This window comes from Asticcacaulis sp. (genome assembly GCA_024707255.1).
In the GTDB taxonomy this organism is placed as follows: Bacteria; Pseudomonadota; Alphaproteobacteria; order Caulobacterales; family Caulobacteraceae; genus Asticcacaulis.
Genome location: JANQAC010000002.1, coordinates 459853 through 484981, shown reverse-complemented (window position 1 = coordinate 484981; position 25129 = coordinate 459853). Strand labels below are relative to the sequence as shown.

At 59.5% G+C, this 25129-nt stretch carries 18 protein-coding genes and 1 pseudogene; 7 read left to right on the top strand and 12 right to left on the bottom strand.

Annotated features, from left to right (window positions below):
* Positions 1 to 53 precede the first annotated feature (53 nt).
* The 3 genes from NVV72_13595 to NVV72_13585 all read right to left on the bottom strand — a co-directional run bounded on the left by NVV72_13595 (position 54) and on the right by NVV72_13585 (position 5447).
* A complete protein-coding gene (locus NVV72_13595; GenBank protein MCR6660311.1) occupies positions 54 to 2396 on the bottom strand; it encodes a Tat pathway signal protein in 2343 nt (780 codons plus the stop codon).
* An 82-nt stretch (positions 2397 to 2478) separates the two neighbouring features.
* Positions 2479 to 4665: a TonB-dependent receptor gene (locus NVV72_13590; GenBank protein MCR6660310.1), complete on the bottom strand. Its 2187-nt coding sequence runs from the start codon at positions 4663 to 4665 to the stop codon at positions 2479 to 2481.
* Positions 4620 to 5447: a TonB-dependent receptor plug domain-containing protein gene (locus NVV72_13585; GenBank protein ID MCR6660309.1), complete on the bottom strand. Its 828-nt coding sequence runs from the start codon at positions 5445 to 5447 to the stop codon at positions 4620 to 4622. Before NVV72_13585 ends, NVV72_13590 begins: the two co-directional genes overlap by 46 nt.
* Positions 5448 to 5946: 499 nt before the next feature.
* Here NVV72_13585 and NVV72_13580 point away from each other — a divergent pair, with 499 nt between their 5' ends.
* Both NVV72_13580 and NVV72_13575 read left to right on the top strand, forming a co-directional pair.
* Positions 5947 to 6792 (top strand): cupin-like domain-containing protein, encoded by an 846-nt coding sequence (locus NVV72_13580; GenBank protein ID MCR6660308.1) that lies wholly within the window; start codon positions 5947 to 5949, stop codon positions 6790 to 6792.
* A 48-nt stretch (positions 6793 to 6840) separates the two neighbouring features.
* A complete protein-coding gene (locus NVV72_13575; GenBank protein MCR6660307.1) occupies positions 6841 to 8109 on the top strand; it encodes an MHS family MFS transporter in 1269 nt (422 codons plus the stop codon).
* Between the two features lie 36 nt (positions 8110 to 8145).
* Here NVV72_13575 and NVV72_13570 read toward each other — a convergent pair whose 3' ends face one another.
* Positions 8146 to 10563 carry a glycoside hydrolase family 127 protein gene (locus tag NVV72_13570; protein MCR6660306.1) on the bottom strand — a complete coding sequence of 806 codons (2418 nt, stop codon included), beginning with the start codon at positions 10561 to 10563 and terminating at the stop codon, positions 8146 to 8148.
* A gap of 95 nt (positions 10564 to 10658) precedes the next feature.
* Here NVV72_13570 and NVV72_13565 point away from each other — a divergent pair.
* From NVV72_13565 to NVV72_13550, 4 genes and pseudogenes are all read left to right on the top strand, one after another.
* Positions 10659 to 12420 (top strand): annotated as a pseudogene (locus NVV72_13565) (DUF885 family protein).
* Position 12421: 1 nt separating this feature from the next.
* Positions 12422 to 13387, top strand: coding sequence for a glycoside hydrolase (locus tag NVV72_13560; protein ID MCR6660305.1), 966 nt, complete (start codon positions 12422 to 12424; stop codon positions 13385 to 13387).
* A gap of 54 nt (positions 13388 to 13441) precedes the next feature.
* The gene (locus NVV72_13555; protein MCR6660304.1) at positions 13442 to 14251 is read left to right on the top strand and encodes a methyltransferase domain-containing protein; all 810 of its coding nucleotides are present in this window, start codon (positions 13442 to 13444) and stop codon (positions 14249 to 14251) included.
* A 125-nt stretch (positions 14252 to 14376) separates the two neighbouring features.
* A complete protein-coding gene (locus NVV72_13550; GenBank protein ID MCR6660303.1) occupies positions 14377 to 15354 on the top strand; it encodes a glycoside hydrolase family 43 protein in 978 nt (325 codons plus the stop codon).
* Between the two features lie 64 nt (positions 15355 to 15418).
* Here NVV72_13550 and NVV72_13545 read toward each other — a convergent pair whose 3' ends face one another.
* The 5 genes from NVV72_13545 to NVV72_13525 all read right to left on the bottom strand — a co-directional run bounded on the left by NVV72_13545 (position 15419) and on the right by NVV72_13525 (position 18885).
* Positions 15419 to 15826 (bottom strand): DUF1398 family protein, encoded by a 408-nt coding sequence (locus NVV72_13545; protein MCR6660302.1) that lies wholly within the window; start codon positions 15824 to 15826, stop codon positions 15419 to 15421.
* Between the two features lie 42 nt (positions 15827 to 15868).
* Positions 15869 to 16330, bottom strand: a complete 462-nt coding sequence (locus tag NVV72_13540; GenBank protein ID MCR6660301.1) for a MarR family transcriptional regulator — start codon at positions 16328 to 16330, stop codon at positions 15869 to 15871.
* Between the two features lie 99 nt (positions 16331 to 16429).
* Positions 16430 to 16594, bottom strand: a complete 165-nt coding sequence (locus NVV72_13535; protein MCR6660300.1) for a M24 family metallopeptidase — start codon at positions 16592 to 16594, stop codon at positions 16430 to 16432.
* Between the two features lie 13 nt (positions 16595 to 16607).
* Complete coding sequence (locus NVV72_13530; protein MCR6660299.1) at positions 16608 to 17612, bottom strand: Xaa-Pro peptidase family protein; 1005 nt, start codon at positions 17610 to 17612, stop codon at positions 16608 to 16610.
* A 10-nt stretch (positions 17613 to 17622) separates the two neighbouring features.
* Positions 17623 to 18885, bottom strand: a complete 1263-nt coding sequence (locus tag NVV72_13525) for an FAD-binding oxidoreductase (protein ID MCR6660298.1) — start codon at positions 18883 to 18885, stop codon at positions 17623 to 17625.
* 289 nt (positions 18886 to 19174) lie between these two features.
* Here NVV72_13525 and NVV72_13520 point away from each other — a divergent pair, with 289 nt between their 5' ends.
* Positions 19175 to 19840 (top strand): GntR family transcriptional regulator, encoded by a 666-nt coding sequence (locus NVV72_13520; GenBank protein MCR6660297.1) that lies wholly within the window; start codon positions 19175 to 19177, stop codon positions 19838 to 19840.
* A gap of 176 nt (positions 19841 to 20016) precedes the next feature.
* Here NVV72_13520 and NVV72_13515 read toward each other — a convergent pair whose 3' ends face one another.
* From NVV72_13515 to NVV72_13505, 3 genes are all read right to left on the bottom strand, one after another.
* A complete protein-coding gene (locus NVV72_13515; GenBank protein MCR6660296.1) occupies positions 20017 to 21441 on the bottom strand; it encodes an amino acid permease in 1425 nt (474 codons plus the stop codon).
* 57 nt (positions 21442 to 21498) lie between these two features.
* Complete coding sequence (locus tag NVV72_13510; GenBank protein MCR6660295.1) at positions 21499 to 24279, bottom strand: DUF5695 domain-containing protein; 2781 nt, start codon at positions 24277 to 24279, stop codon at positions 21499 to 21501.
* Positions 24280 to 24367: 88 nt separating this feature from the next.
* The gene (locus NVV72_13505; protein MCR6660294.1) at positions 24368 to 24958 is read right to left on the bottom strand and encodes a S9 family peptidase; all 591 of its coding nucleotides are present in this window, start codon (positions 24956 to 24958) and stop codon (positions 24368 to 24370) included.
* Between the last annotated feature and the right edge of the window lie 171 nt (positions 24959 to 25129).

Genomic DNA, 25129 nt, shown 5'->3' with positions numbered 1-25129 from the left:
AGTGTTGAAATCACATGTGTCGGATTATCCTGTGCGGCGGCTGTCCGGCTGATTTAGGCGGTCAGGGCCGGTTTGGCAAGACTAACCTCGATGGAGAATTCCGCCGACTTGCCGGGCCTGAACGTCACTATATCGCCGGTCAGCTTTACGGGTTTACCGCCAAGCCTGACGCTTTTCACCTTAACGCCCTTCGGCAGGCGCAGGCTGAGTTGCACCTCATTCGGGCGCCCCTCCCCATGAAACATCACTTTTCCGGTTACCTTCTCGCCGCCGCCCTGCAAGGCCAGATCGAGCTTGCCCCAGCGGGTGGGCGCGCCATCGATGCGGATCGGCTGGCCGGAGGCGAACCACTCGCGCGGAATGGCCTTGCCGAGATACAGGGTTTCGCTGTCCGATGCCTCAAACACCAGCATCCAGCGCACCAGTTTGGGAATGGTGAGCTGCGCCGGTATGCAATAGAGCGGCAGGTCGCCATCGATACCGGTCACTTCACCAGCCACCCAGGTGCCGGGCGTATGCGAATGATAGCGGTGTGAATGCAGGAACAGCAGATATTCCTCGATGCGGCCGGAGCGCAGGAGCTGCTGAGCATAGCCGTAGGAGATAAAGCCGAGCTGACTGCGCGAAGTCTCATTGGCCGGCGCGATATTGGCGACCACGCCGATGCAGGTGCCGCCATGGCCGCGCACCCCATCGATCACCGTTTGCGCCAGATCATCCGGCAGGACATCGGCATGCAGCATTTCGGCATAGACACGGTGCGCCCAGCCCTGTTCGGTGCGTTGTTTTTTCACCCGCGCCTCGGCATAGGCCTCGCGGTGGGTCAGTTTCGCGCCCGGCAGGACGGCGACATAGGCCGGCGTCAGATCCTTGCGGACATTGGCGCGCAGGGTCTTCACCAGTTGCGCTTGCAATTGATCGGCGCGTCGGCTCCAGTCGGCCGCCAGCGCCGCCTGGTCCGGCGCAATCACCGGCCAGATACGGGCGATGTCGCGCCAGCCGCGCACGGCAAACGCCGAATTATTCCAGTATGGCTTCCACCACAGGGTCGGATCGGGATGCAGACAGGCATCGGATTCGCTCCAGCCATCGATCAGGCCAAAACCGGCGTCATCGGCGGGCTTTTTCAGGCTGAGATCGTGCATTTCGGTCAGAATCGCCGCCGTATTGACAATCTTGCCTGCGTGTGTGCGCAGGGTCGCCACGTCGCCGGTATAGGCAAAATACCGCGCCAACAGGCTGAGGGTCAGGCCGAATTGCGGCGTTTCCGGCCCGCGCATATTGATCATGCCGTCGGATGCGGTGAACTCGTTGAAATAGTTATCCAGCACCGCCCTGGCCTGATCGAAGCGACCCCATTCGAGATTGGCGTAGAGCGACGAGGTCAGGATATCCTGGAAACCATCATATTCCGGACCGAAATAATCCCGATCGACCACGCCGTATTTCGGATAGACGCCTTGCGGCCGTGTCATCAGTTCCTTGGCGAAGGCGTGGCTGACCATATCGCCCAAGGCCTTGTCGGGAATGGTCAGAGCGCATTGGTCCTTCACCTCATTCTGCCAGTAGGCGGCGAAATCAAACAGGCCTTTGTAGAAATCGGCGGCGGAAGGCTCGGTCCGGCGCGGCGGATAGGGCGCATAGGAATAACCGAAAACCGTCTTCACCGGCTGGCCGTTATCGTACTGTATGGTGCGGTGCCAGGTCTGGACCAGCAGGGCATCGGGCGCCTTGACATCGGCAAAGATCAACAGGTCGTAATAGCGTGTCGGCGACACCTCAATGATCTTGTGGATCGCCGGCAGCCAGCCGCCGAGCATCCCTTCCCAGCGTTTCTTCGCCATATCGTCGCCCTGCAGTTCCGGGAAGGCGTGTTCCGGGCGGTAGCCGCGCGTGCGGCCGTTCGGGAAGACCGGCATGGTATCGCCCTGTTGGCGGGTGCCGACAAAATTGGTCCAGGCCAGACGGGTGTATAGCCCCTCAGGTGTGTAGTTCCAGCCGGCCGGGGGCGCGGCACGGCGCACCTCTTCGGGATCGGGATCACCGCCACCGGCCAGCAGCCTGTCAGCCAGCAGGTCGGCATCAGCCAGACAGATGTCCTTCAGTGCCAGGCCGAGATAGGACGGCGTTATATCATCGAAACAGGCTTCCAGCCGCTTAGGCAATACCAGCGCCTGATCACCCCTGACGAAGGTAATGGCGCCATCGCGTTTGTTCTGGTCTTCATAAACTGTCCAGCCATCGAATTCGGCCAGCTTCGCATGGCCCGTTATCGGCGCATCGCTTGCCAATATGAATTTTGGCTCAGCCTGCGCCTCTCCGGCAATGGCAGGGGCGGCTACAGCCGCCACTGTGGAGCCCATGAGAAAGGTGCGGCGGTCAAAACGGACAGGCATGAAGGGCTCCTTGTGGTCAAAAAAGGGGCGTCGCCGGCCTGAACCGACAACGCCCCCGGGGTATGCTCAGATACTTACACGCTTAGAAAGAGGTCGACAGACCGAGGAAGAACATCCGGCCCAGCGGATCATAGGTGCTGGGGAAGGTATTGCCGTTGCCGTTCTGAACCAGCAATCCCCCCATGATGGCAGGCGGATCCTTGTCGAACATGTTGTTGACACCAGCGCGCAGCACGAGGCCGTGCGGCAGGTTCTTGGTCATCGCCAGATCGATATAGTTGTAGGCTTCGATCTCGGCATTGCGTGTCGACTTCGTGCCGGTCAGATACTGATCGTCGGTGTTGGTGGCCAGTTCGGCCTTGCCGAAATAACGCCAGTTGATCGAGACCGAGGTTGGAGCCCAGACATTGTCACCCGGAACCGCCCAGGTGGTGCGCAGGTTGTGGCGCCACTTCGGCTTAGGCTGACCACAGGCGCCACCGAACAGGCCGGTGCAGTCATAGGAGCCAAGACCAGGAAGCACTTCGGTTTCCAGCGAATTCAGATAAGTCCCCACCAGCGAGAAGCTGAGGCTGCCGTAATCGTGGCCGAACACCTGTGCCGTTTCAAGGTTATAGCTCGCACTGACGTCAATGCCTGTGGTCTCCAGGAAGCCGGTATTGATATTGGTATTGATAACATAGCCGCCCAGTGCCTTGTTGTAACCAAACAGGGCGCCAGTCACAGGGTTACGCACGATTAGCCCGCAATAGAACGGGTCGCCGGTATTGACGCACTGACTGACGGCGACCTGCGGATCGACCGTGCCAATGTAGCCTTCGATCCGAATTTTGTAATAATCGAGGCTGACAACGAGCGGCAGGCCGCGCGGCGTGAAGACGAAGCCGTATGTTGTCGTTTTTGCTTCTTCTGGATTGAGGTCTGGATTGCCGCCGCCTAGGCCTGAACCGACATCTGCCGGGGTAGGCTCAATCGTTCCATACTGACCAGGTTTTACGCCAGTCAATGCACAAGCTGCCTCGGTTTTAACAGGCGTCGGGCCGGCGCAGGGGTCGATCAGGCCGACATTGCCGACTTGCTGTGAGGCGAACAATTCGCTGACATTGGCGGCGCGCATGGCCTTGTTGTAGCTGGCGCGGAACAAGATGTCGCGCGTCGGCGCATAACGGCCTTCGATCTTATAGGTTTCTGTCTTCTTTTCTTCGCCCTTGGCCGTCGGGGACTCCGAATTATAGGTAGAGCTGCGGTAACCGAACGACGCATTCAGCGACTTGACGAACGGCTTATCGCTGATGATAGGCACTTCTACTTCGGTAAAGTATTCGTCAGCCCAGATCTTGCCATGGGCTTCCGGAATTTCAGCATCGAGCTGGGTCTGGTCGCGCTTCTCGTCAATAGCTTCCTTGCGGCTTTCAACACCAAGGACGATAGCCACGCCATCATCCGCCCAGGGCGAGGTAATGCCGTACTTGCCAAGGTCACCGCTGACGAAAGCATTGAAGACATTGATGCTTTGTTCGTTGCGCGTGAAGGTCGGCGCATAGATGAATTCGAGGCCTTCGGCCGAGGGGCCATTAGCGCTGAAAACATCGATCGGCTTACACCCCTTCGACTGGTCAATACAGACCGGCGTACCGTTATCCATCACCGCCATCAGCGCCTGCCCGGCCAGATCCTGATTGATGTCGTTCTGATAGTTGAACTGACCGATCGTAGTGGCGTACATATAGCTGGCGTCATAGCTCCAGGCGTCGTTGATTGCGCCGCGGAAGCCGCCCGCCAGACGATAGTCGGTATGGCGCATGTCGTTGCGACGGCCGGGGCCGGTGGCGGCGCGATAAACGACCTGGGTCTGCGCAATAGCGTCCGTACCATAAGCAGTACCGCAGAGGATGGCGCCTTGCTGCGCGCTCAGGAAGGGATTATCGCAGTTGACATCAAAAGCGCGGCCGGCCCAGATGGCCGAAGGCGCGACCTGGCTGACCGAATGGTCATCCATGAACATGAAGCTGCCATAGGCTTCAACATGCTCGTTGACCTTGTAGTTGGCGAAGAAACCGGCATTGTAACGCTCGGAATTACGCAGGGTATAGTTGTCTGGTGCGTAGTTGTAGTTGAACGAGGGGTCGTTGGGAACCCAGGTCTTCGAGCCGTCCTTGGAATTGGCGTAATCCGTGTTCTTGCCCGGAGAATCGATGACCGTGCCGTCATCCAACGTGATCGTCAGAGGACGGAAACGGCCGAAGGCGTGCGAACTGGACCCCCGCAACGGAAGGTCGAGCCATCCGGATCATCAAATTCGAGCGCGCAGTTCGAATAATCGCGTGCGTCCTGGCGCACGGCTTCCATTTTGCGATAGCCGAAATAGCCGGTGACGTTACCCTTGCCATCTTCCAGGTTGGAACCGAACGAAATATTGAAATCGTACTTCTGGCCATCCCAGACATTTTCCTTGGCCGGGGTGATGCCCTTGGCTTCCTGGATACCACGCAGATAATCGTCGTCGTTGGTGTGCTGGTAAATGCTGTACTGCGAATCGAACTTGATACCGTTCAGGCGCTTGCGCATGATGAAGTTGACGACACCGGACATGGCGTCCGAACCATAGACTGACGAGGCGCCGCCTGTCAGGACGTCGGTGCGTTCAACCAGCGATGACGGAATGAAGTTGAGGTCGACGCCAAGGGTCGGCAGGAAGCGCTGGCCGTCGATCAGGACCAGCGAGCGGTTGCCGCCCAGGCTGCGCAGGTTGACGCCCGCCGTGCCGTCCGAGTTGTTCGACTGGTTTTCGTTATTGCCGGCTTCTATCTGCGGCAGGGACTTCAGGAACGTGTCCACGGCGATTGCGCCCTGAAGCTTGACTTCCTTGGTGTCCACCGTGGTGATCGGCGATGCGCTTTTCAGGTTAGGACGGCGAATACGCGTGCCCGTAACAACGATCGTGGTGGCTTGGGCATCATCGGCCTGCACCGCTTCCGGCGCCGCATCCTGCGCGAATGCCGGCGTGATCGCCAGTACGGAACCGAGGGCAGTCAGAGCGACCCCGGTCATAATCAGCGCTCTCTTGTTTATTTTCATTGTGAATCCCTTTTGCAAGCGCCAAACAAATTACCCGTTTCACGGGCCGCCTACCGCAGAACCGCCGTATTTGACGCAGGAAGAAAACAATCACTACTTTTACAAAGCGTCAATTATAAATTATACGATTACGTCACATAAAGTATACGAATTTGTCCGATTTTCGCCATGTGAGACTTTTTTGTCATGCTTGCCACCGCGTTTTGGCTTTGCGCCACAAAGGAAAACGCTATCATGAGCCTATCGCGTCAATAGTCTCGCCGACAGCGAACTTATATGTCGCGCCTCCCTTTTCAGGTTACCATGTCAGCCATCGCCATATTCGGATCCCCTGCGCCGGAAGATTTCGCCACCGACATTCGCACGCGCAACACCCCGGCCATTTTAAAAGGCGCGGTTCTCACCTGGCCGGCGGTCAGATTGGGGCAAAAATCTGACGAAGCCCTGGTCGATTACCTTAAAAAGCATGACAATGGCGGACTGGCCGGCGTTTATCTGGGGGCGCCTGAGATCTCGCGGCAATTTCTTTTACGGCGCCGATACCCGCAGCGAGAATTTTCGCCACGGCCCGGCACCGATCGCCATGGCGCTCGACCGGTTGATGGCGGCGCGTACCGATGAGAACCCGCAATCCATTTACGTGCAGTCCGTCCCGATCAAGACCCATATGCCGGGCGTCGCCGATGAAAACCGGCTCGCTCTTTTGCCTGAGGTCGAGCCGCGCATCTGGATCGGCAACCAGACGGTCACGCGCGCCCATTACGACCTGAACCACAATATCGCCTGCGTCGTGGCGGGCCGGCGGCGTTTTCATCTGTTTCCGCCGGAACAACTGGTCAATCTCTACCCCGGCCCGTTCGACCGCACCATCGGCGGCGTACCGGTCAGTATGGTCGATGCCGAAAAACCTGACCTGGATCGCTACCCGCGCTTCAAAGAGGCGCAAAAGGTCATGCTGACCGCCGAACTGGAAGCCGGTGACGCTCTTTATATTCCCTATGGCTGGTGGCATCAGGTCCATTCGCTGTCGCGCTTCAATGTACTGGTCAACTACTGGTGGGACGATGCCCCAAAGGCCGCGGCCGGCGGTTACGAGGCCCTGTTCCACGCCATACTGGCTATCCGCGATATGCCCGAAGGCCATCAGGCACTGTGGAAGACGCTTTTCGACTATTACGTCTTTACCGGCGGCGAAGATCCGCTGGCACACCTGGCGGCCGGCGACAAGGGGTCGCTCGGTCCGCTGACTCCGGAACTGACCGACCGCATTCGTGCCTTCCTGCGCAAGGGCCTGACCGCCGCAATGGGGTTTCCCTAAAGTTAAAAATGGGCTAGAGCGCAGAATAACAAAGGGAAACCTCAGAAAATGACCAACCATCCAAAGCCGCTTAATTCGCCGTTCAAGGTGCTGATCGCCAGCCTGGCCGGCACAACCATCGAGTTCTTCGACTTTTATGTCTATGCCACGGCGGCGGTGCTGGTCTTCCCGACCCTGTTCTTCCCGGCCAGCGACCCGACCTCGGCGATGCTGCAATCCTTTGCCACCTTCTCGATCGCCTTCTTTGCCCGGCCGATCGGGGCTATGGTGTTTGGTCATTTTGGCGACCGCATCGGGCGTAAAGCCACCTTAGTAGCCGCACTCCTGACCATGGGGATTTCCACCGTGGTGATCGGCCTCCTACCCGGTTTCAAACAGATTGGCGTCTGGGCGCCCCTGCTCCTCTCGCTGTGCCGCTTCGGCCAGGGCTTCGGCCTCGGCGGTGAATGGGGCGGCGCGGTGCTGCTGGCTACCGAGAACGCCCCTGAAGGCAAGCGCTCGTGGTACGGCATGTTTCCGCAACTGGGCGCGCCTGTCGGCCTGTTCCTCTCCTCCGGAATCTTCTGGGTGCTGCTGCACTTTATCTCTCAGGACGCTCTGCTGAGCTGGGGCTGGCGCATCCCCTTCATTTCGTCGATTGTGCTGATCGCCGTCGGCCTGTGGATGCGCCTGTCGATCACCGAGACGCCGGAATTCCAGAAGGCTGTCGAGACCGAGGAACGCGTCAAGGTGCCGCTGGCCGAAATTTTCCGCAGCCACAAACGCAGCCTGTTCCTCGGCACCTTCGTCGCCATGGTGACCTTCGTGCTGTTCTATATCGGCACCGCCTACCTGATGTCCTACAATGTCAAGGTCCGGCACATTCCATTTCTTGATGCCCTGGCGATCCAGATTTTCAGTTCGATTTCGTTCGGCATTTTCATTCCCCTGTCGGGCAAGCTATCCGAGCGCTTCGGCCGCCGCGCGGTGCTGGTCGGCACCACCGTACTGATCGGCGCCTTTTCTTTCCTGCTGCCAGTTCTGCTGGGCGGCAGCGAAAGCGGCATCCTGCTGTTCGCGGTCATCGCCATGGCACTGATGGGCATGACCTACGCCCCGATCGGCACCGCCCTGGCCGCCCCTTTCCCCACCAGCGTCCGCTACACCGGCGCCTCAATGACCTTCAATCTGGCGGGGATTGTCGGGGCATCGCTGGCGCCCTATGCCGCCACCTGGCTCCAGGGCCATTACGGTCTGGCCTATGTCGGCTACTATCTGCTGGCGGCTTCGGTCATCACGCTGCTTTGCATACTCGCCTCGCGCAAAGGTGAAGTCTGAAAAAATCCCGCCATCTTCGGATGGCGGGATTTTTGTTTAAGCGGTAGTCCCGGCAGCGGCGGCGGTGAACAGCTTGACACCAAACACCGGCCCGGCCGTCTTGCCTTCCTTTGGATCGAACTTGATCGTCACCTTGGCCTTACCCTTGGTCAGTTCCAGCGGGATAGGGTAATCGACATCGATCCAGGCGCCGGGCTGACGGCCGGTCAGGCGTTCGTGAGCGATGGTCACGCCATCGACCAGAATATCGAAGACACGGTTGTTTTCCGAACCCCAGTAGGTGGCCTGCAAAATCAACGGGCCCACATCCTTGCCGTCACGCTGGGTATTCATCTCGAACGAGAAGAAGCCAAGCGTGCGGGCATCACGGCCCTGACGACCGCGATAGATGACCGGATACGAGATTTCCGATTTCAGATTGTGGTCGCGTTCCGGCTGCATCTCGCCGAGGTGCATGACATCGACCGACCGCGCCGCTTCGTCCTTCAGGCGGGCCTGCTCGGCCTTATAGGCCACCTGCGCCTCGGCCCATTCGGCGTCATTATACTTGCTGAAATAGGTCGCGTTGCGGCGCTCCCACTGGGAATAGAAAGGCTTGAAGGTCATATCGCCCGGACGACCGATGCCATTCGTTTTGTAGACCGCCTGCTCGACCGAAACCGGTGTGAAACCGGCCAGCAAATCGGCGCCGACAAGCGCCGGCGCGTCGCCTTCCCATTTGTCTTCGGCGGAACCGAGATCAGCGGTGAGCACCATCGGCCCGCGCAAGAGGGCCACGACCTTCTCGTCACCGGCCGTATGTTCAAACCGCAGATCAAGCGGCAAGTCGAGCGTGACCACGTCGCCGGCACGCCACTTGCGGCGGACGAGGGCATAGCCCTTGGCCGAGGTCGCCATGGCTGGCTTGCCATTGACGAGGAATTTCGACGAGGCCGCCCAGGCCGGAATGCGCAGGGCCACTGTGAAGGTTTTGGCGCCCGATAGCTGGGTCATCTTGAAGGCGATATGGCCATCATAGGGATATTTGGTGTCGAGCTGGAAAGCCGCGTTCTGGGCCGCCCAGTTCAGGGTCGAGGGAATATACAGATTGACGAACAAGGTGTCGTCTTGTTGCCAGTAGATGCTGTCGCCGTGCTTGGAATGGCTTTCGATGCCGGTCAGCACGCAACACCAGAAATCATTTTCCGGCGAGGAGAACTCTCGCGCCGTGCCCGACATAAGTGGCATCATATAGGCGAACATGCCCGTCTTCGGATTCTGCTGCGCCAGGATATGGTTGAGGTGCGTGCGTTCGTAATAGTCGAAATAGGCAGCATCCGGCGACCAGCTATAGAGATGCCGCGTCAGCTTCAGCATATTGTAGCTGTTGCAGCTTTCACAGGTCTGTTCGGTGATGTGGGTGGCGATGGTATCCGGCTCGAAGAAGTATTCGCGGTCGGCATTGCCGCCGATGACGAAGCTGTGGTGCTGGGTCACGCGCTGCCAGAAGAAGCTGGCGGCATTGGCGTCCGAGGCGTCGCCGGTGATCTCGTGCAGGCGCGCCAGCGCGATCAGTTTGGGGATCTGGGTATTGGCGTGGAAATTGGCCAGCTTGTCCTCGCCGGCCTTCAACGGATCGAGCACCTTCTTGTCATAGATTCGCTGCGAGAGTTTCAGCCAGCGCGGGTCATTGGTGCGGGTATAAAGTTCGGCAAAGGATTCATTGAGCCCGCCATATTCACAGTTGAGCATCTTTTGTGTTTGCTCGTCATCGAGCGCGGCAAAGACCTTCTCGATATAGCCGCCGAAGCCGACCGCGACGTCGATGGCCTTCTTGTTGCCGCAGTACTTGTCGGCATCGAGCAGGCCGGCGAACAGCTTGTGCAGGCTGTAATAGGGCGACCAGGCGCCATTGAGATCGAAACCGGCCGAACGGATATCGCCCGCCATGATTTCCGGGAAGATTTCCTTGCCGTCAACGAGCGAACCGTCCTTGCGCTTGCGCATGATGGCGCCGGTATAGCCATCGCCCTGCGCCGCCTGCACCTTGGCCAGCTCATCGACAATATAGTTGACGCGGTTCAGGCATTCCGGATTGCCGGTCTGCGCATACATCAAAGACAGAGCGCTGAGATAGTGGCCGAGCCCTTCGCCGGCGATGGTGTCGGATTCCCAGCCACCATAGATCTCACCCTTGACGGGAAGCCCAGCGAACTTGTGATAGTTATGCAGGAAGCGGTCCGGCGACAGGAACATCAGGTACTTGGTATTGGCCTCGACCGCGTCATTGAAAGGCGACGGCAAAAGGCGCACATCTTCCATCGGCACCGGTTGCGCCACCGATGGCAGGGCTATGCCGCTCTCCTTCGCATAAGCCACGCCGCTGATCGAGGCCAGAAGGCTGCCGGCCGCGGCGCCCCTCAGCAGGAAACGGCGGTCGATCTTAGTCATATCTGGCAGTATCGGGCGGGTCATTTCATAGCCTCGTTATGTGAATCCGGTAGTTGCGCCCCAACGATTATACTGTATACAATTATCTGGCAATACATATAAATGTGAGGTCATCGCCGATGAAAGCCCTGCTGCACGCCACCGCCCTTACCGTCATCCTGACCTCGCTTTCCGCCCTGCCGGCACTGGCCGATACGGCAACGGACCAGAAGTTCGAGTCCATATATAAGAGTGAATGGGACTGGCGCAGCCAGCAGGAAGCCGCCAATGAAGATAGCCCCTCTGGCGAGGTGGCCGCCCATCTGCCGGACGTTTCCGAAAAAGGCCCAAGCTGCCAAGCTGGCCCGTTGGCAGGACACGCTGAAGCAACTTGATACCGTCGATGTCAAGGCGCTCTCGCCCAAGGAAGCCGAGGACTACCAGGTTTACCGCTTCCAGATCGAAACCCTGATCGCCGATCAGCAATTTAAAGTCTATCAGCGCCCCTTAAGCGGCGACACCTCCTTCTGGGGTGATCTGGCCGGCATGGCGCGCGGCAGCTTCCACAGTGAGAGCGATTATCGCAACTATATTGCGCAGCTCAATGACATGCCGCGCTATTTCAAGGACAATACCGACAATATGCGCGCCGGCCTGAAGCGCGGCTTCACCCTGCCGCAGATCTCGCTGCAGGGCCGCGATGCCACCATCACCAGCGTGACCGACGCCAAGACCGTTGAAGACAATATCTACTACACGCCATTCAAGTCGCTGCCGGCCACCATCCCTGCCGAGAAACAGGCCGAACTGCGCAAGGCCGCCGCCGATGCCATCACCAAGTCGGTGCTGCCGGCGCACAAGACCCTGCTCAAATTCATGCGCGAGGAATATATCCCCGGCGCCGCCAGGTCGATCGCCGCCTATGACCTGCCCAATGGCAAGGCGTTCTACCAGTCACAGGTGCGCGAATACGCCACGGTCGACATGACTCCGGAACAGATCCACCAGATCGGCCTCGACGAAGTGGCCAAGATCAAGGCGGAAATGCTGGCGATCAAGGATCAGGTCGGCTTCAAGGGCGATCTGCCGGCCTTCAACGATTTCCTGCGCACGGATCCGCAGTTCTACGTCACCACGCCGCAAGCCCTGCTCGACCGCGCCGCCTGGACCGCCAAGGAATTTGATGGCAAGGCGTCGCAATATTTCGGCCGGCTTCCCCGTTCGCGCTTCGGGATTATTCCCGTGCCGGATGATATCGCCCCCTTCTATACCGGCGGCCGCGGCGGCCCCGGCGTCTACCTGGTCAATACCTGGAACCTGCCGTCACGTCCGCTCTATTCGCTGCCGGCCCTGACCCTGCATGAATCGGCGCCAGGCCACGCCTTCCAGATGCCGCTGGCCGCGGAGAACACCGACCTGCCGCCCTTCCGTCAGTTCACCTATATCTCGGCCTATGGCGAAGGCTGGGCGCTCTATTCCGAACGCCTGGGTGTCGAGATGGGCATGTACCACACGCCCTATGAAACCTACGGCATGTTGAGCTACCAGATGTGGCGCGCCTGCCGCCTGGTGGTCGATACCGGCATCCACGCCAAGGGCTGGACGCGCGAACAGGCCCAGAATTATCTGCTGGAAAATACCGCCCTCTCCAAGCATGAAGTGACCACGGAAGTGGATCGCTATATCGCCTGGCCGGGCCAGGCGCTCTCCTACTATCTCGGCGAGATGGCCATCTGGAAGGCCCGTCACAAGGCCGAAGCCGCCCTGGGCGAAAAGTTCGACCTGCGTCAGTTCCACGACGCCGTCCTGCAACTGGGTTCGGTCCCGCTGCCGGTGCTGGAAGCGCGCGTCGACCGCTTTATCGCGGAAGGCGGCAAGGGCCCCTACGCAGACGAGAAGTAGCATGAAGCGGGGGCTTTCTTTCGCTGTCCTGATCGCCAGCCTTCTGTTGTCCGGGTCTTTAGTATCAAGTCCGGGCCTGGCGACAGAAGCGGAGCGCGCCGTTATGGCAAAGGCGGAAATCCCATTCTTCGACGCCCGCCTTATCACGCACCCGCCGCAGTGGCTGAACCTTGACCCGTTCTACCAGAAATATGCCGATGCCGGCGGCATTCCGATCATCGGCTCGAAGAATGTCCCTGACGCGGGCATCATGGTTGCGCGCGATATCGTGCTTTACATGCTTTCAGAGCGGCCGGATATCCGCAACCAGTTGATCCGGTATGGCGCCCGCGTCGGCATCATGGCGATCGACGAAACGACGACAGATATTCCTGAACAAAGCGACTGGAAAAAGCCGGCCATCGATGATCCGCGACTGTCGAAATGCGATGTGCGCGATTATGCCAAGGGCATCGGCCTGCAAAGCGACCGCGACTACTGGGCGCAGCGCGCCCGCGGCATGGGCGGCACCTACACCACGGGGGCGGCTGAAAACATCATGGGCGTGCCCGGCACGCGCTATTACGGCGAGAACATCCTGGTTCACGAGTTCTCGCACAGCATTTTCGAGGCTATCCGCACGGCCGATCCGGTGCTGGAAACGCGCGTTGAAGCCGCCTATGCCCATGCCAGGGAAAAGCGCCTGTGGCAGGGCGCCTACATGGCCAATACGCTGGATGAATACTGGGCCGAAGGCACGCAGTTCTGGTTCAATTCCAACAAGGCATACATCACCGACACCCTGACAGTCGTGAACGCCGACGATTTCAAGGCCCATGATCCGGAATTCTACGCCCTTCTGTCGGAAGTCTACCGCTGGGATCATCGTATTCCGGCCGATGTTTATTACATGCACCCCGCCCGCATGAACACGGCGCACATCAGCCTGGACGAAAGCGGCAAGGCGAAAGATGACTGTTTCTCGTAAGCTGGCAGCGTAGTACACTCTCTCACGGCCTGATGCCGGAGAGCGATGACAATCATGCGGGACTCAGACAAGGTATTCGCGGGCTCGGTGCCGGAAAATTATGACCGCCACATGGTGCCGCTGATCTTCCAGCCCTATGCCGACGATATGGCTAGGCGTGCGGCCGCCCTGAAACTGGATGCGGTACTGGAAATCGCTGCAGGCACCGGTGTCGTTACGCGTGCCCTGGTACCGCAATTACCGCCCGAAACCCGCTATATCGTCACCGACCTGAACCCGCCGATGCTTGATTACGCGGCCTCACAGCAACCGCCGGATAAGCGCATCCAATGGCAACAGGCCGACGCCATGGCGCTGCCGTTTGCAAACGAAAGCTTCGATCTCGTCTTCTGTCAGTTCGGCGCCATGTTCTTTCCGGATCGCGCACAGGCTTACCGCGAAGCCCGGCGTGTACTGAAAGCCGGCGGGCGTTTCCTGTTCAGCGTCTGGGATCGCATCGAGACGAATGTGTTTGCCGATGACGTGACCAATGCCCTCGCCCGCCTCCTGCCGGCAGATCCGCCGCGTTTTCTGGCCCGCACACCGCATGGCTACCACGATACGACAGTGATACGTAGCGAACTGGAGACCGCGGGCTTCTCTGATGTGGCCATAGACACCCGAACCGAAACCAGCCGCGCGCCATCCCCACATCATGTGGCCACCGCCTATTGCCAGGGCACCCTTCTGCGCAATGATCTCGAGGCCGCCGGTGGAAACCTGGAAGCTGCAACAGATTATGTCACCGCTTCGCTGGCCGGAAGACATGGTCATGGCGCGATCGCCGCGAAGATACAGGCCCATGTCATCACGGCCGTGGTTTGACAAGGCGCCTTTGCGCGGTGTAAGGGCAATTGTCTGACATTTATCCCTCCCCGGTTTTCCCAGAGTCCGCAATGCCCATCCTTAGCCGTCGTCACTTTATAACCACATCCGCAGGTGCTGGTCTGATGTCCCCTATTCTCGCGCAGGCGGCTGAGCGTCCGTCGAAGATCGTCAATCCGCTGGTCCTGCAACGCGCCGATCCGCAGGTATTCCGGCATGACGATGGCTATTACTACATGATGGCCTCGGTGCCGGAATATGACCGGCTGGCCATCCGCCGCGCCCGCACCCTGACCGGACTGGCGAGAGCGGACGAGACCGTGGTCTGGCGACGTCCGGAAAGCGGCCGGATGGCAGGCTATATCTGGGCGCCGGAACTGCATCATTTCGACGGTCAGTGGCACATCTATTTCGCCGCCGGTAATGGCGACGACAAGTTCCATATCCGCACCTATGTGCTCTCCTGCCCGGATACCAACCCGTTGACCGGAAAGTGGTCCCTGACCGGGCAGCTTGAAACGCCGTGGGATACCTTCACTCTCGATTCGACGACCTTCGTCCATCGCGGCATGCGCTATGTGTGCTGGGCGCAGCACGAACCAGGGATCGACACCAACAGCAATCTCTACCTGGCGCCCCTGGCAACGCCGATCACTCTCGCTGCAAAACCGACCCGTCTGACGGTGCCGACCTATGAGTGGGAAACCATCGGCTTCAGGGTCAATGAAGGTCCGGCCCTTTTGGCGCGCAACGGCCGCCTCTTCCTGACCTATTCGGCCGCCGCCACCGATTACCATTACTGCATGGGTATGCTGACCGCGCGCGACGATGCCGACATCATGGATCCGGCGTCATGGATAAAATCACCGGAACCGGTATTCAGGAGTTCGCCAGCCCATAGCGTCTGGGGCCCCGGTCACAACAGCTTCACCATCGATGAAAACGGGCGCGACATGCTGGTCTATCACGCCCGCGACTATAAGGAAATCCAGGGTGATCCCCTGTTCGACCCGAACCGCCATACCCGCGTCCAGCCGATCCATTACACGGCGGACGGTATACCCGATTTCGGTGACCCCGTGGCAAATGGCCCGTTGATTTAGAGACTTTCAGCGTTCTTCATGCAATCCTGAGGTCAGATGCGCAGGGGCAAAGGCCAGCCTCTTGTCAGGCCTGTCCGGGAAAATGCTCGATATGGATTTCGGCCGTCCGTCCGAAATAAAGGACACGGCGGCCCGGAATAGACACGATATAGCCAGCACAGCCAGCCAGCATCACCTTGCGGCAAAAGCTGCGATAGGTATAGCCCGCCGCATTGGCCTGGGCTTCACGGATCGCAGCCTGCAGGCGTCCGCTGTCGAAAGTGGCCGCCACCGGCACCTCAAGAGGAGCGAATGAAAGGTCCAGGCTTTCACCGTCCGGCTGATAATATGTCTTGGCCGAGCGGCGATAGTCAACGCTGTACCCCTCGATACCGACGAAATGAAATTTTTCCAGTATCTGCGGAAAGTTCATTCGATCGCTTTCGGACGCTTCATGGCAATCCTGGATAACGGATATAACAGATGTGTGCATGGCTTCACGCCTTCTTAGATGAACTGAAACAAGTAACGGCGCCTAGCTGACAGGCACGGCCGTCAACCCGCGCCGCGTAATAATATCCTTGAGCAGTCGCTCAATTTCCTCTCGCTCGGCTGGCGTCAGGTGGCCGAAAAATTCGGCGTCGTTGCTATCTGCCAGAGCCGAGAGTTCGGGGATAAGTCCCTGTCCTGCCACCGTGATTGTCAGGGTCTGGGCCCGCGCGTCTTCCGGATTGGCCTGACGGCTGACCAGTCCCTTGGCGATAAGGCGGTCTGCCAGTTTGGTGATGGCCCCGCGCGTCATGCCCATCCGCTCCGCCAGCCGGCTGGGAGCGATGGTGTCCGCATCATAAAGCTCTCGCAGCAGCACCCACTCCGCCACGGTGACGTCGCGGCCCTCCAGTTTGCGGGCAAAGGCATGGGAAACATGGTTAGAGACGAACCTCAGCCAGAAGCCGAGGTGTGAAGTCAGATGAGAGGGGTGTACGGCAGTACTCATGGCGGCCTCATTTGTTGACTAGGAAATTATATAATATGATTTCCTAGTCAACAAAATAATCCGAAAAGAACCGGCGAAATTATCCGCCGGCTCTCGCAACTATACCCTGTCGATGGCTTCCTGTGGCTCGGTGAACCATTTCGCGCCATTTTCGGTGACGTACATATGGTCTTCCAGGCGAACGCCGAATGTATCGGGCACCACGATCATCGGCTCATTTGAGAAGCACATGCCCGGCGCCAGCGGGGTCTTGTCGCCACGCACCAGATAGGCGGGCTCATGGATGCTGAGGCCAATGCCGTGACCTGTGCGGTGCGGCGTGCCCGGCAGAGTGTAATCCGGCCCCAGGCCATGCTTTTTCCAGCACGGCGCGGGCGGCGTAATCGACCGCTTCGCACGGCAGGCCGACCTCGACGCGCGCAAAGGCGGCCGCCTGGGCTTCTTTTTCGATGTCCCAGACGCGCTGATATTCCGGCTTGGGCTGGCCGAAGATATAGGTGCGGGTGATGTCCGATGTATAGCCCTGCACATAGCAGCCGGTATCGACCAGCACCATATCGCCCTCCTTCAGGCGCTGCTCGCCGGGCAGGCCGTGCGGGAAGGCCGTACCGCGGCCGAACTGGGTGATGACGAAGGAATTGCCCGAAGCCCCCAACTTGCGGTGCGCCGCCTCGATAAAGGTGTTCACCTCCTTCGTGGTAATACCCTCGTAAAGCATCCGCGCGACGGCCTTATGCACCAGGATGGTCATGTCCTTGGCCTGCTGCATCAGGGCCAGTTCGGCCGCCGACTTGTACATGCGGCAGCCATTGATGACCGACGAGGCTTCGCGGATATCTAAGCCGGTTTCGGGGCCCAGACGGCTGACCATCTCGAACGACATGGCCGGATCGACGGCGATCACCTTGGCGCCCCAGTCGCCCATGGCCTGGCCGATCAGGGCGTGCGGGCTCTCATGCTCCTGCCACAGGCGGAACTCGGCGGTAATCTTCATATCGGCTTCGAGCGAGCCCAGTTCGAAGAACGGACAGATCATCAGCGGATCACCGGTCACCGGGATCAGCATCCCGACCAGACGCTCGGAAGCCCCCCACGGCACGCCGGCGAAATAGTTGAGGCTGGCTCCGGCCCCGACCAGAAGCGCATCGGCGCCCATGTCACGGGTCAGCTTGCGCGCCTTTTCGATACGCGTCAGGCGTTCGGTTATGATGATGGCCGGCGCCTGATGGGCATAGACCGACAGCTTGGCCAGTTCGGCTTCGGGGGTGGATGAACCGATCATGGGGAATTCCTTACTTGAAACGCGACAGGTCGAAAGCGCCAGGCGCCCGACCGGTCGCTATCATCTCGGCAACAATTTCGCCGGTAATGGCGCCTAGGGTCAAGCCGAGATGCTGGTGGCCGAAAGCATAATAGAGGTTATCTGCCCTGGCAGATTGTCCGATGGCCGGCAGGTAATCCGGCAGGGTCGGCCGCGTGCCGATCCATTGCTGTGTTTTGGCCGCCCCCTCGCCTTTGAACGGCAGGCCAAGCTCACCGACATGCCGGCGCAGGCGCGCCCACTTGCGCGGGTCCGGCGCGGCATCCTGGCGATTGAACTCGACAAACGAGGCCGCCCGCAAGCCACTTTCAAATCCCGTCACGATCATCGAGCGATCCTCGAAGACCACCGGCGGGAAGCCCTTCGGCCAGCCATGATCCGGGGTCTGGATATGATAGCCGCGCTCGGCGATCATAGGCACAGCCTGACCCAGACCTTCCAGCAGGGGTTTGGAGCCGATACCCGCCGCAATCACAACCGTATCGGAGGCCAGTTGTTCGCCCCCGCTCAGCACCGCCCAGGCGCTGCCCTTGCGGATAATCATTTTCTCTACGCGCTCAAGCAGATATCGGCCACCGCGCTCGATGAAACGCTCGCCCAGGGTTTCCAGCATCCGGCGGGTATCAGCGATCTGCGCCGTGCCGATAAAGCGAATCGCCCCGTAAATTTTCTTTTGCGTCAGCGCCGATAATTGCGCCATCTCGTCATCGGTCACTGGTCGCAGGCTGGCCGTTCCGGTGTCGGCGGCAGACCACGCGCGCAGCCCCTTGGCGGCGCTTTCCGGCGTTTCCCAGACGACAAAATGGCCGTCTTCACAGAGCAGGTCCGGCGCGCCCATATCCGCTACCCGTCGTTGCCACGCGGGCATGGCCTGGGCCAGAAGACTTTTCAGGGCCACCTTGCCTTGTGCGAAACGCCTGGGTTGCGCCGCAGCCAGCAGACGCAGCGAAAACGGCAGCCAGGCAAAAAAGCCTTGCGGCGGAAGGGAGAGCGCGCCGCCACGCATGAACCAGCGCCGCCAGGCCGATTTTACGGTTGCCATAGAGGCGAGCGGCTCGGCCTGTTCGGTGGCGATATGGCCGGCATTGCCATAGGACGCCGAGTCCCGGCTGCCACTATCACATAAGGTGACCTGAAATCCCTGTGCCTGAAGCGCCAGGGCGATATTCAGGCCGACCACGCCGCCACCAATGACCAAACTCTTCTTAAGTGCGTTATTTTGAGGCGCCGACATCGACTATTTTCATCCGCATTGCCATAGATCACCAGTGATCGTATACGATATATGCTTTTCGCAATCCATAGGCATATAAAGAAAAACCTATCACAAGACTTCGGCTCGCCGAAACCCGCGCCTTCTGCCACCACTGCTCCCGCATAGGCCGCTGGCATTACGAAAATGTCAGAATTTAATCCCTGACACCGGTTGCGCCCTTGTCATGGCGACGGACTGGTGTCTAGTGTATACTATATAAAAATAGCGCAGGACTCACGTGAACCCTGTCGCCCTCCGGAAAACTTTCATGACCATTGTGGTTCAAACCCTCTCCGAACAGATCTTCTCCCTGGTCCGTGACCGCATCATTTCCGGCAAGCTGCCCACCGATACGGCCATCCGCCAGGATGCCCTGGCCGCTGAACTGGGGGTCAGCAAGATTCCCTTGCGCGAAGCCCTCGCCCGCCTGGAGCAGGAGGGCCTGCTTCTCTCCCACGCCAATCGCGGCTTCTTCGTCCGCCCGCTGAATGCCGATGAGGTAGAAGAGGTCTTCGCCCTGCGCCTCAAGCTCGAACCCGAAGCCGTGGGTGAAGCTGCCAAAGTGGCCACCGATGCCGACAGGAAGGCCGCCCGCACCGCGCTCGATGCGCTTGATATTGCTGCCAGTGGCGATAAGACGCAGGTGGGCAAGCTTAACCGCGCCTTCCACATGTCGCTCGTTTATCCGCTGCATCGCCAGATCACGGTACAGATCATCGAGCGCCTGAATATCATCTCGGAACGCTATGTCGGCAAGCACCTGGAGCCGGCCGGCCGCGATGATCGCGCCCACAATGAGCACCTGGCCCTGTTTGAACTGTGGGCTTCAGGCAAGTCGGAAGAGGTCTCCGCCTTGATGCGCCAGCATATCGCCATGACGCTGGAAGATCTGCGCAAGCAGTTCGAAACGGAAAAGACAGCCGCCAGCGCTTAGAGCGTGTTCCGATCTGCTTGCACCAAATCGGAACACGCTCTAGGCCTTTGTTTTTGTCGCGCATCTTAATCCAAAAAGCGCGTCACACTTTTTGGGATGCGCTTAAGATTTCTCGATGATCAACTAAAAAAAGCCCCGGATCGCTCCGGGGCTTTTTTTGCTATGAAAATCTTGCCCTATTCAGCAGGTGTCACCTTGGCTTCCTTGCGCAGGCGGCTATTCCACCGACCGAAGGAAAAGTAGAAGACCAGGCCGATGGCCATCCAGATCAATGTAAAGACCTGGCTCTGGATCGGCAGGCTGGAAAAGATGAAGATACAGCCGCCAATGGTGATCAGGCCAACCAGCCAGTAAAGCGGCGTCTTGAAGGTCCGCTGCATGTCCGGCAGTTTCTTGCGCAGGATGATCATGGAAAGCGCCACGGCCACGAAGGCGATCAGGGTACCGGCATTGGACAGTTCGGCGATCTGCTTCAACGGGATAAAGCCGGCGAAAATGGCAACAAAGATGCCGGTCAGGAGGGTGATCAGGGCCGGTGCGCCCTTGGCGTTGACCTTGGCCACGGCTTGCGGCAGCAGACCGTCACGCGCCATGACGAAGAAGATGCGGCTTTGGCCATACATCATGACCAGGATAACCGACGGCAGGGCCACGATGGCAGCACCACCGACCAGCGAGGCCACCAGCGGCTGGCCAAGCGTGCGCAGGACGTGCGGCAGGGGTTCGCCCGAAGCGGCGATATCCTGATACCCGACGGCGCCAACGGCAACAGCGGCCACCAGCATGTATATAAACGTCGATACCCCCATGGACCCCAGGATACCGATGGTCAGGTCGCGGCCGGGGTTCTTGGTTTCTTCGGCCGAGGTTGAAACCGCATCGAAGCCGAAAAAGGCGAAGAAGACGATGGCAGCCGCGGCCATGACGCCGAGCTTTTCACCGCCGACCTCATGCGCCAGGAAACCGAACGGCATGAAGGGATCGTAGTGACCCGCCTGAATAGCCGGGAAACCCAGAACGACAAAGGCGCCGAGGGCCAAGATCTTGACAATGACCAGAATAATATTGAGCGTGGCGCTTTCGCGCGCCCCAATCAGCAGCAGTCCCATGACCGCCAGGGAGACAACGACGGCGGGAAGATTGACCAGTCCGCCGGCATAGGGGCCGCTGAGCAGGAAGGCCGGCAGGTGCAGACCAATGCCCTCTTCCAGCCAGCCGACCAGGTGAGCGGACCAGCCGACGGCAACGGTCGAACAGGCCAGGGAATATTCGAGGATCAGCGCCCAGCCGACGACCCAGGCGACAATCTCGCCCATGCTCGAATAGCTGTAGGTATAGGCCGAACCGGCCGTCGGGATCAGAGTCGACATCTCGGTATAACACAGGGCCGCGCAGGCGCAGACCAGTCCGCACAGGGCGAAGGAGATGATGACACCCGGCCCGGCCAGACCGGCACCGACGCCAGTCAGGGTATAGATGCCCGTGCCGATAATGCCGCCGATTCCCAGCGCCATAAGGTGCGGCCAACTCAGTGTCTTGGCCAGTGTCTTGCCGTCTTCTTCCGCGCGCCTCAGCGGCTTCAGTGGTCCGAATAATCCCATTGTGTTTCCCAAAAATATAATTGGCCACGATCCGGACGGATCGTGGCCTGATGAGTGTTAATTGGCTTTTGGCGTCAGTTCAATAGTCGTTGCATTTGCACCGAGTTGAATGACATAGGCGCCGCGCTCGGTTTTGGCGTTCGCCGTGTAGGGTTTGCCGGTGACGGTCGTGGTCTTGACGTTGAGATAGGCTTTCGGCGTGTGCGCATCCGCCGGCGCCAGGCTGACCGTCACCGCACCTGTTTTTGGATCATAAGTGGCGGCGGTGAACTTGCCGGCATCGAGGGTGAGCCACAGGCCCGCCGGCGCGATGAATATCCGAGCGCGGGCGCTGTCTGTCGGTTTCAGGGTGATGATCCCGTCCGCTTGGCTGACATTCCCGCCGAAACCGGTCCAGCCAAAGGCCGGGTGATCGACCAGATAGGCGGCGGCGCTGACCGCATGGCCATAGAAGCTCATGCCGTAGTCGCCGTTCATGCCGTCCCAGTGCATGGCATCCGGGAAGGAGTGGAAGGCGGCGGCGCCAAAGCCTTCGCTATCGATATTGGTCAGCGATCCCATCAGACCGCCATAAGCGACGCGCAGAAGCTGGAAGTCGGAGGGATTGGCCCGATAGGCGTCAAACAGGGGCACGGCGTTAAGCGAAGAGCCATAGTGGTGCAACTGGCGCTCGATGCGCGACTGTTTGCCGGCATAGAGGAAGTCCCAGAAGCGGCGGGCCGAGCCATTATAACCCCAGTGCGGAATCGTCGGATCATAGGCCAGGATGACCTCACGGGTCACATCAGCGGCCTTTTCGTCGCCGAAATAGCGCGACCACATATAAACCTCGGCCTGGCCGGTCGAATCCCACGGCATTTCCGAACCGAAGGGATATTTCAGTGTTTTCCAGATATCGGCGCGGCCCTTCATCATCGTCTCGATCTCAGACGCTTCGGACGTCATGCCTTCGCGCTTCAGATCCTGAAGAATATAGACGAAGACATCGCCTTCCATCTGGCCGAACTGGGTATAGTAAGGCGCCTTGGTCATCATCGCCTTGGTGGTCTCGGCGGCACGGGTCAGATAGGTCTGCCAGGTTTCTTTCGTCGTCAGCCCGTCATGATAGCGGCCAAGGCGATAGAGCGTCCACCAGGCGGCGGCGACGTGCGGATAGTTGTAGGAGCGCCCAAGATCGGCGGCGCCTTCGCGGTCCCAGGCCGACCAGGTGTTCCAGTTCAGCTTCGGATCGTAGGTGCCTTCCGGCATGGTCTTCGGGTCGTAAAACATGACCGACTTGCGCACGCCGTATTTGTCAGGCCCGTCGGGCACCTGAATCTGGCCCCACAGGGTGGTGTCGGCGAATTGCTCGAACTTGGCCATCTCTTCCGGCACCGGATTGTCGAGCTGCTTCATGATGGTGGCCAGCCACGAACCGGCGCCACCCTCGTCGCTCAGGCCCGATATCCACACGCGGTTGTCCTGGGTAATGATCGCGTTCTTGTCGCGGTCATACCCCATGATCGACGGGCTGCGCTTGAAGGGATCGGACGGATTTTCGTACCACTGCTTCGTCGTCAGGAAATGGCCCATATCGGCCACCACCTGCTGTTCGGGCTTGGTGACGAGGTAATGCACGGTCTGCACCGAACCATCGGCATAGGTGATAGTCATGCGCGCACGGCCATCAATCTTGCCGGTGACGGCGTATTTTACCCAACCGTCCTTAGCCTTATGAGCGGTCCCAACCTCAAGCGCGCCTTCGGGGAATATGCTGACCGACTTCACCGCCTGCGCCGAATGGACGAACAGTTCGGCATCGGTATCAGTCGGCACCACATAGCCAGGCAGGCCGACGACGACCGGACGACCATTCTGCATCAGGGTGGTTTCGATCTCGCGGATGGAGGGCGACAGCACAAAGCGCACGCCGATGGTGCGGCTCTCGCCCGGCTTCAGCGTCAGAGACGTGGTTTCGTTCCACTGCTGGACGCCCTTCCAGTCGGTATCGGCGAAGCCCTTCGAGGCGACCATCCAGTCATAGAAACCCTCGAAGGTCATGTTGCGCGGTTCGGGATCGTTATAGATCTTCAGCGATTTGTCGGCGTTGCGCTCATTGAGGATCGGCTTGTAGAGCTCGAACGGTGTGTTCTTTTCCGGCAGAACCAGCAGAGATGGCCCCGCGCCATTCAGGCGATTGACCTGGAGATAACCGGCATCGCGACCGACATAGGGGTCATAAAACGAGGCGGTTTCGTGAGCGTCATCGAGATGACGACCGGTGATGATATTATCGAACACCATCGGCAGGCCCATGCCACCGATCTCGATCGCCGTCTTGCCGGGATTGGTCAGGGTATAGCGCAGAACCAGCTTGCCCGCGACGACCGACCAGGTGCGCGTCACCTTTAGCGGAAAACCGGCTCCAAGCGAAGGCGTAATGTCGGCAGCCGCGAGCGTGCCCTTGGCCTTCAGCGGCTTGACCTTGGCGCGCTTATAGGCGGTGGAATAGTCGCTCCAGGTCTCACTGCCGGCTGTCCGCAGACGCAGATCGAGATCGCCGATACGGTAGGCGCCATCCCCCAGGCGCTGGGTAAAGCGATTGGCCGGTGCGAAGTCGAAACCGTCCTTCGCGGCCTTCGGCGCCAGGGACACCAGGGTCTGCGAGGTTTCCTGCAGCGACAGCATGAAGTCCGGCGTCTCGAAGACCGACACCTGCGCATCGGGGCTGTTCCACGGCTGCACCACCCCGGCGGTTTCCGCCATAACCGGCAGGGCGACACCGCTCATTGTCAGGGCTGCGGCCAGAACCAACAGGCTCGAACAACGGCGGAAAGCGGAGACGGTGCGACGGGTCATAACTGGCCTTGGATGAATGGGATCGATATCCATGTAAAACATCGATCCAATTGTCCGTCAAATATAAATTATACGATTTTGTGACAGATTATGGCGCTTTCGGCGCCGTTTCCTGCAACGCGTTCCAGTCGGGCGTCGGCTCAGCCCGCAGGTAACGCACGAAATAATCATACTGCCGGCGCAGGCCATAGCTGAAATCGCCGACATTGCGCAGGGCGCCGTGGCCCTGATTAGGCGCCACGATCAGGTCGAAATCCTTACGTGCCTTGATCAGGGCATTCACCACCTGAAGGGTCGAGGACGGATCGACATTGCTGTCCTGCTCTCCGACGATCATCAGGATATGGCCCTGCAACCGCCAGGCATTATCGACACCTGACGATTTGCTGTACGATTCATCGACCGGCCAACCCATCCATTCCTCATTCCAGCTGATCTTGTCCATGCGGTTGTCATAGCAGCCGGCATAGGCGACAGCGGCTTTATAAAAATCCGGATGGAATTCCAGCGCGCCGAGCGCGCTTTGGCCACCGGCCGAGCCGCCATAGATGCCGACGCGGCTGATGTCGTACCACGGATATTTCGCCGCCACCGCCTTGTGCCACAGGATGCGATCCGGGAAACCGGAATCGCCGACATTCTTCCACGCCACGTCATGAAAGGCCTTGGAGCGGTTCATCGTGCCCATGCCGTCGATCTGGACCACGATGAAGCCGAGATCGGCCTGAGCCTGCATCCCCACCACCTTGTCGCCGCCGGAGTGCAGGCCAAACGGCCAGAAGGTCTTGGGCACGAAATTGTCATGCGGGCCGGCATAGATGTTCTCGATCACCGGGTACTTTTTGTTCGG

What these genes read in the sequence shown, in the direction of transcription:
- NVV72_13525 (MCR6660298.1), bottom strand. Translation starts at nt 18,885, where the DNA reads ATGTCGGCGCCTCAAAATAACGCACTTAAGAAGAGTTTGGTCATTGGT.
- NVV72_13575 (MCR6660307.1), top strand. Translation starts at nt 6,841, where the DNA reads ATGACCAACCATCCAAAGCCGCTTAATTCGCCGTTCAAGGTGCTGATC.
- NVV72_13540 (MCR6660301.1), bottom strand. Translation starts at nt 16,330, where the DNA reads ATGAGTACTGCCGTACACCCCTCTCATCTGACTTCACACCTCGGCTTC.
- NVV72_13570 (MCR6660306.1), bottom strand. Translation starts at nt 10,563, where the DNA reads ATGACCCGCCCGATACTGCCAGATATGACTAAGATCGACCGCCGTTTC.
- NVV72_13510 (MCR6660295.1), bottom strand. Translation starts at nt 24,279, where the DNA reads ATGACCCGTCGCACCGTCTCCGCTTTCCGCCGTTGTTCGAGCCTGTTG.
- NVV72_13520 (MCR6660297.1), top strand. Translation starts at nt 19,175, where the DNA reads ATGACCATTGTGGTTCAAACCCTCTCCGAACAGATCTTCTCCCTGGTC.
- NVV72_13545 (MCR6660302.1), bottom strand. Translation starts at nt 15,826, where the DNA reads ATGCACACATCTGTTATATCCGTTATCCAGGATTGCCATGAAGCGTCC.
- NVV72_13505 (MCR6660294.1), bottom strand. Translation starts at nt 24,958, where the DNA reads ATGAACCGCTCCAAGGCCTTTCATGACGTGGCGTGGAAGAATGTCGGC.
- NVV72_13530 (MCR6660299.1), bottom strand. Translation starts at nt 17,612, where the DNA reads ATGATCGGTTCATCCACCCCCGAAGCCGAACTGGCCAAGCTGTCGGTC.
- NVV72_13515 (MCR6660296.1), bottom strand. Translation starts at nt 21,441, where the DNA reads ATGGGATTATTCGGACCACTGAAGCCGCTGAGGCGCGCGGAAGAAGAC.
- NVV72_13560 (MCR6660305.1), top strand. Translation starts at nt 12,422, where the DNA reads ATGAAGCGGGGGCTTTCTTTCGCTGTCCTGATCGCCAGCCTTCTGTTG.
- NVV72_13585 (MCR6660309.1), bottom strand. Translation starts at nt 5,447, where the DNA reads ATGACCGGGGTCGCTCTGACTGCCCTCGGTTCCGTACTGGCGATCACG.
- NVV72_13550 (MCR6660303.1), top strand. Translation starts at nt 14,377, where the DNA reads ATGTCCCCTATTCTCGCGCAGGCGGCTGAGCGTCCGTCGAAGATCGTC.
- NVV72_13555 (MCR6660304.1), top strand. Translation starts at nt 13,442, where the DNA reads ATGCGGGACTCAGACAAGGTATTCGCGGGCTCGGTGCCGGAAAATTAT.
- NVV72_13595 (MCR6660311.1), bottom strand. Translation starts at nt 2,396, where the DNA reads ATGCCTGTCCGTTTTGACCGCCGCACCTTTCTCATGGGCTCCACAGTG.
- NVV72_13580 (MCR6660308.1), top strand. Translation starts at nt 5,947, where the DNA reads ATGGCGGACTGGCCGGCGTTTATCTGGGGGCGCCTGAGATCTCGCGGC.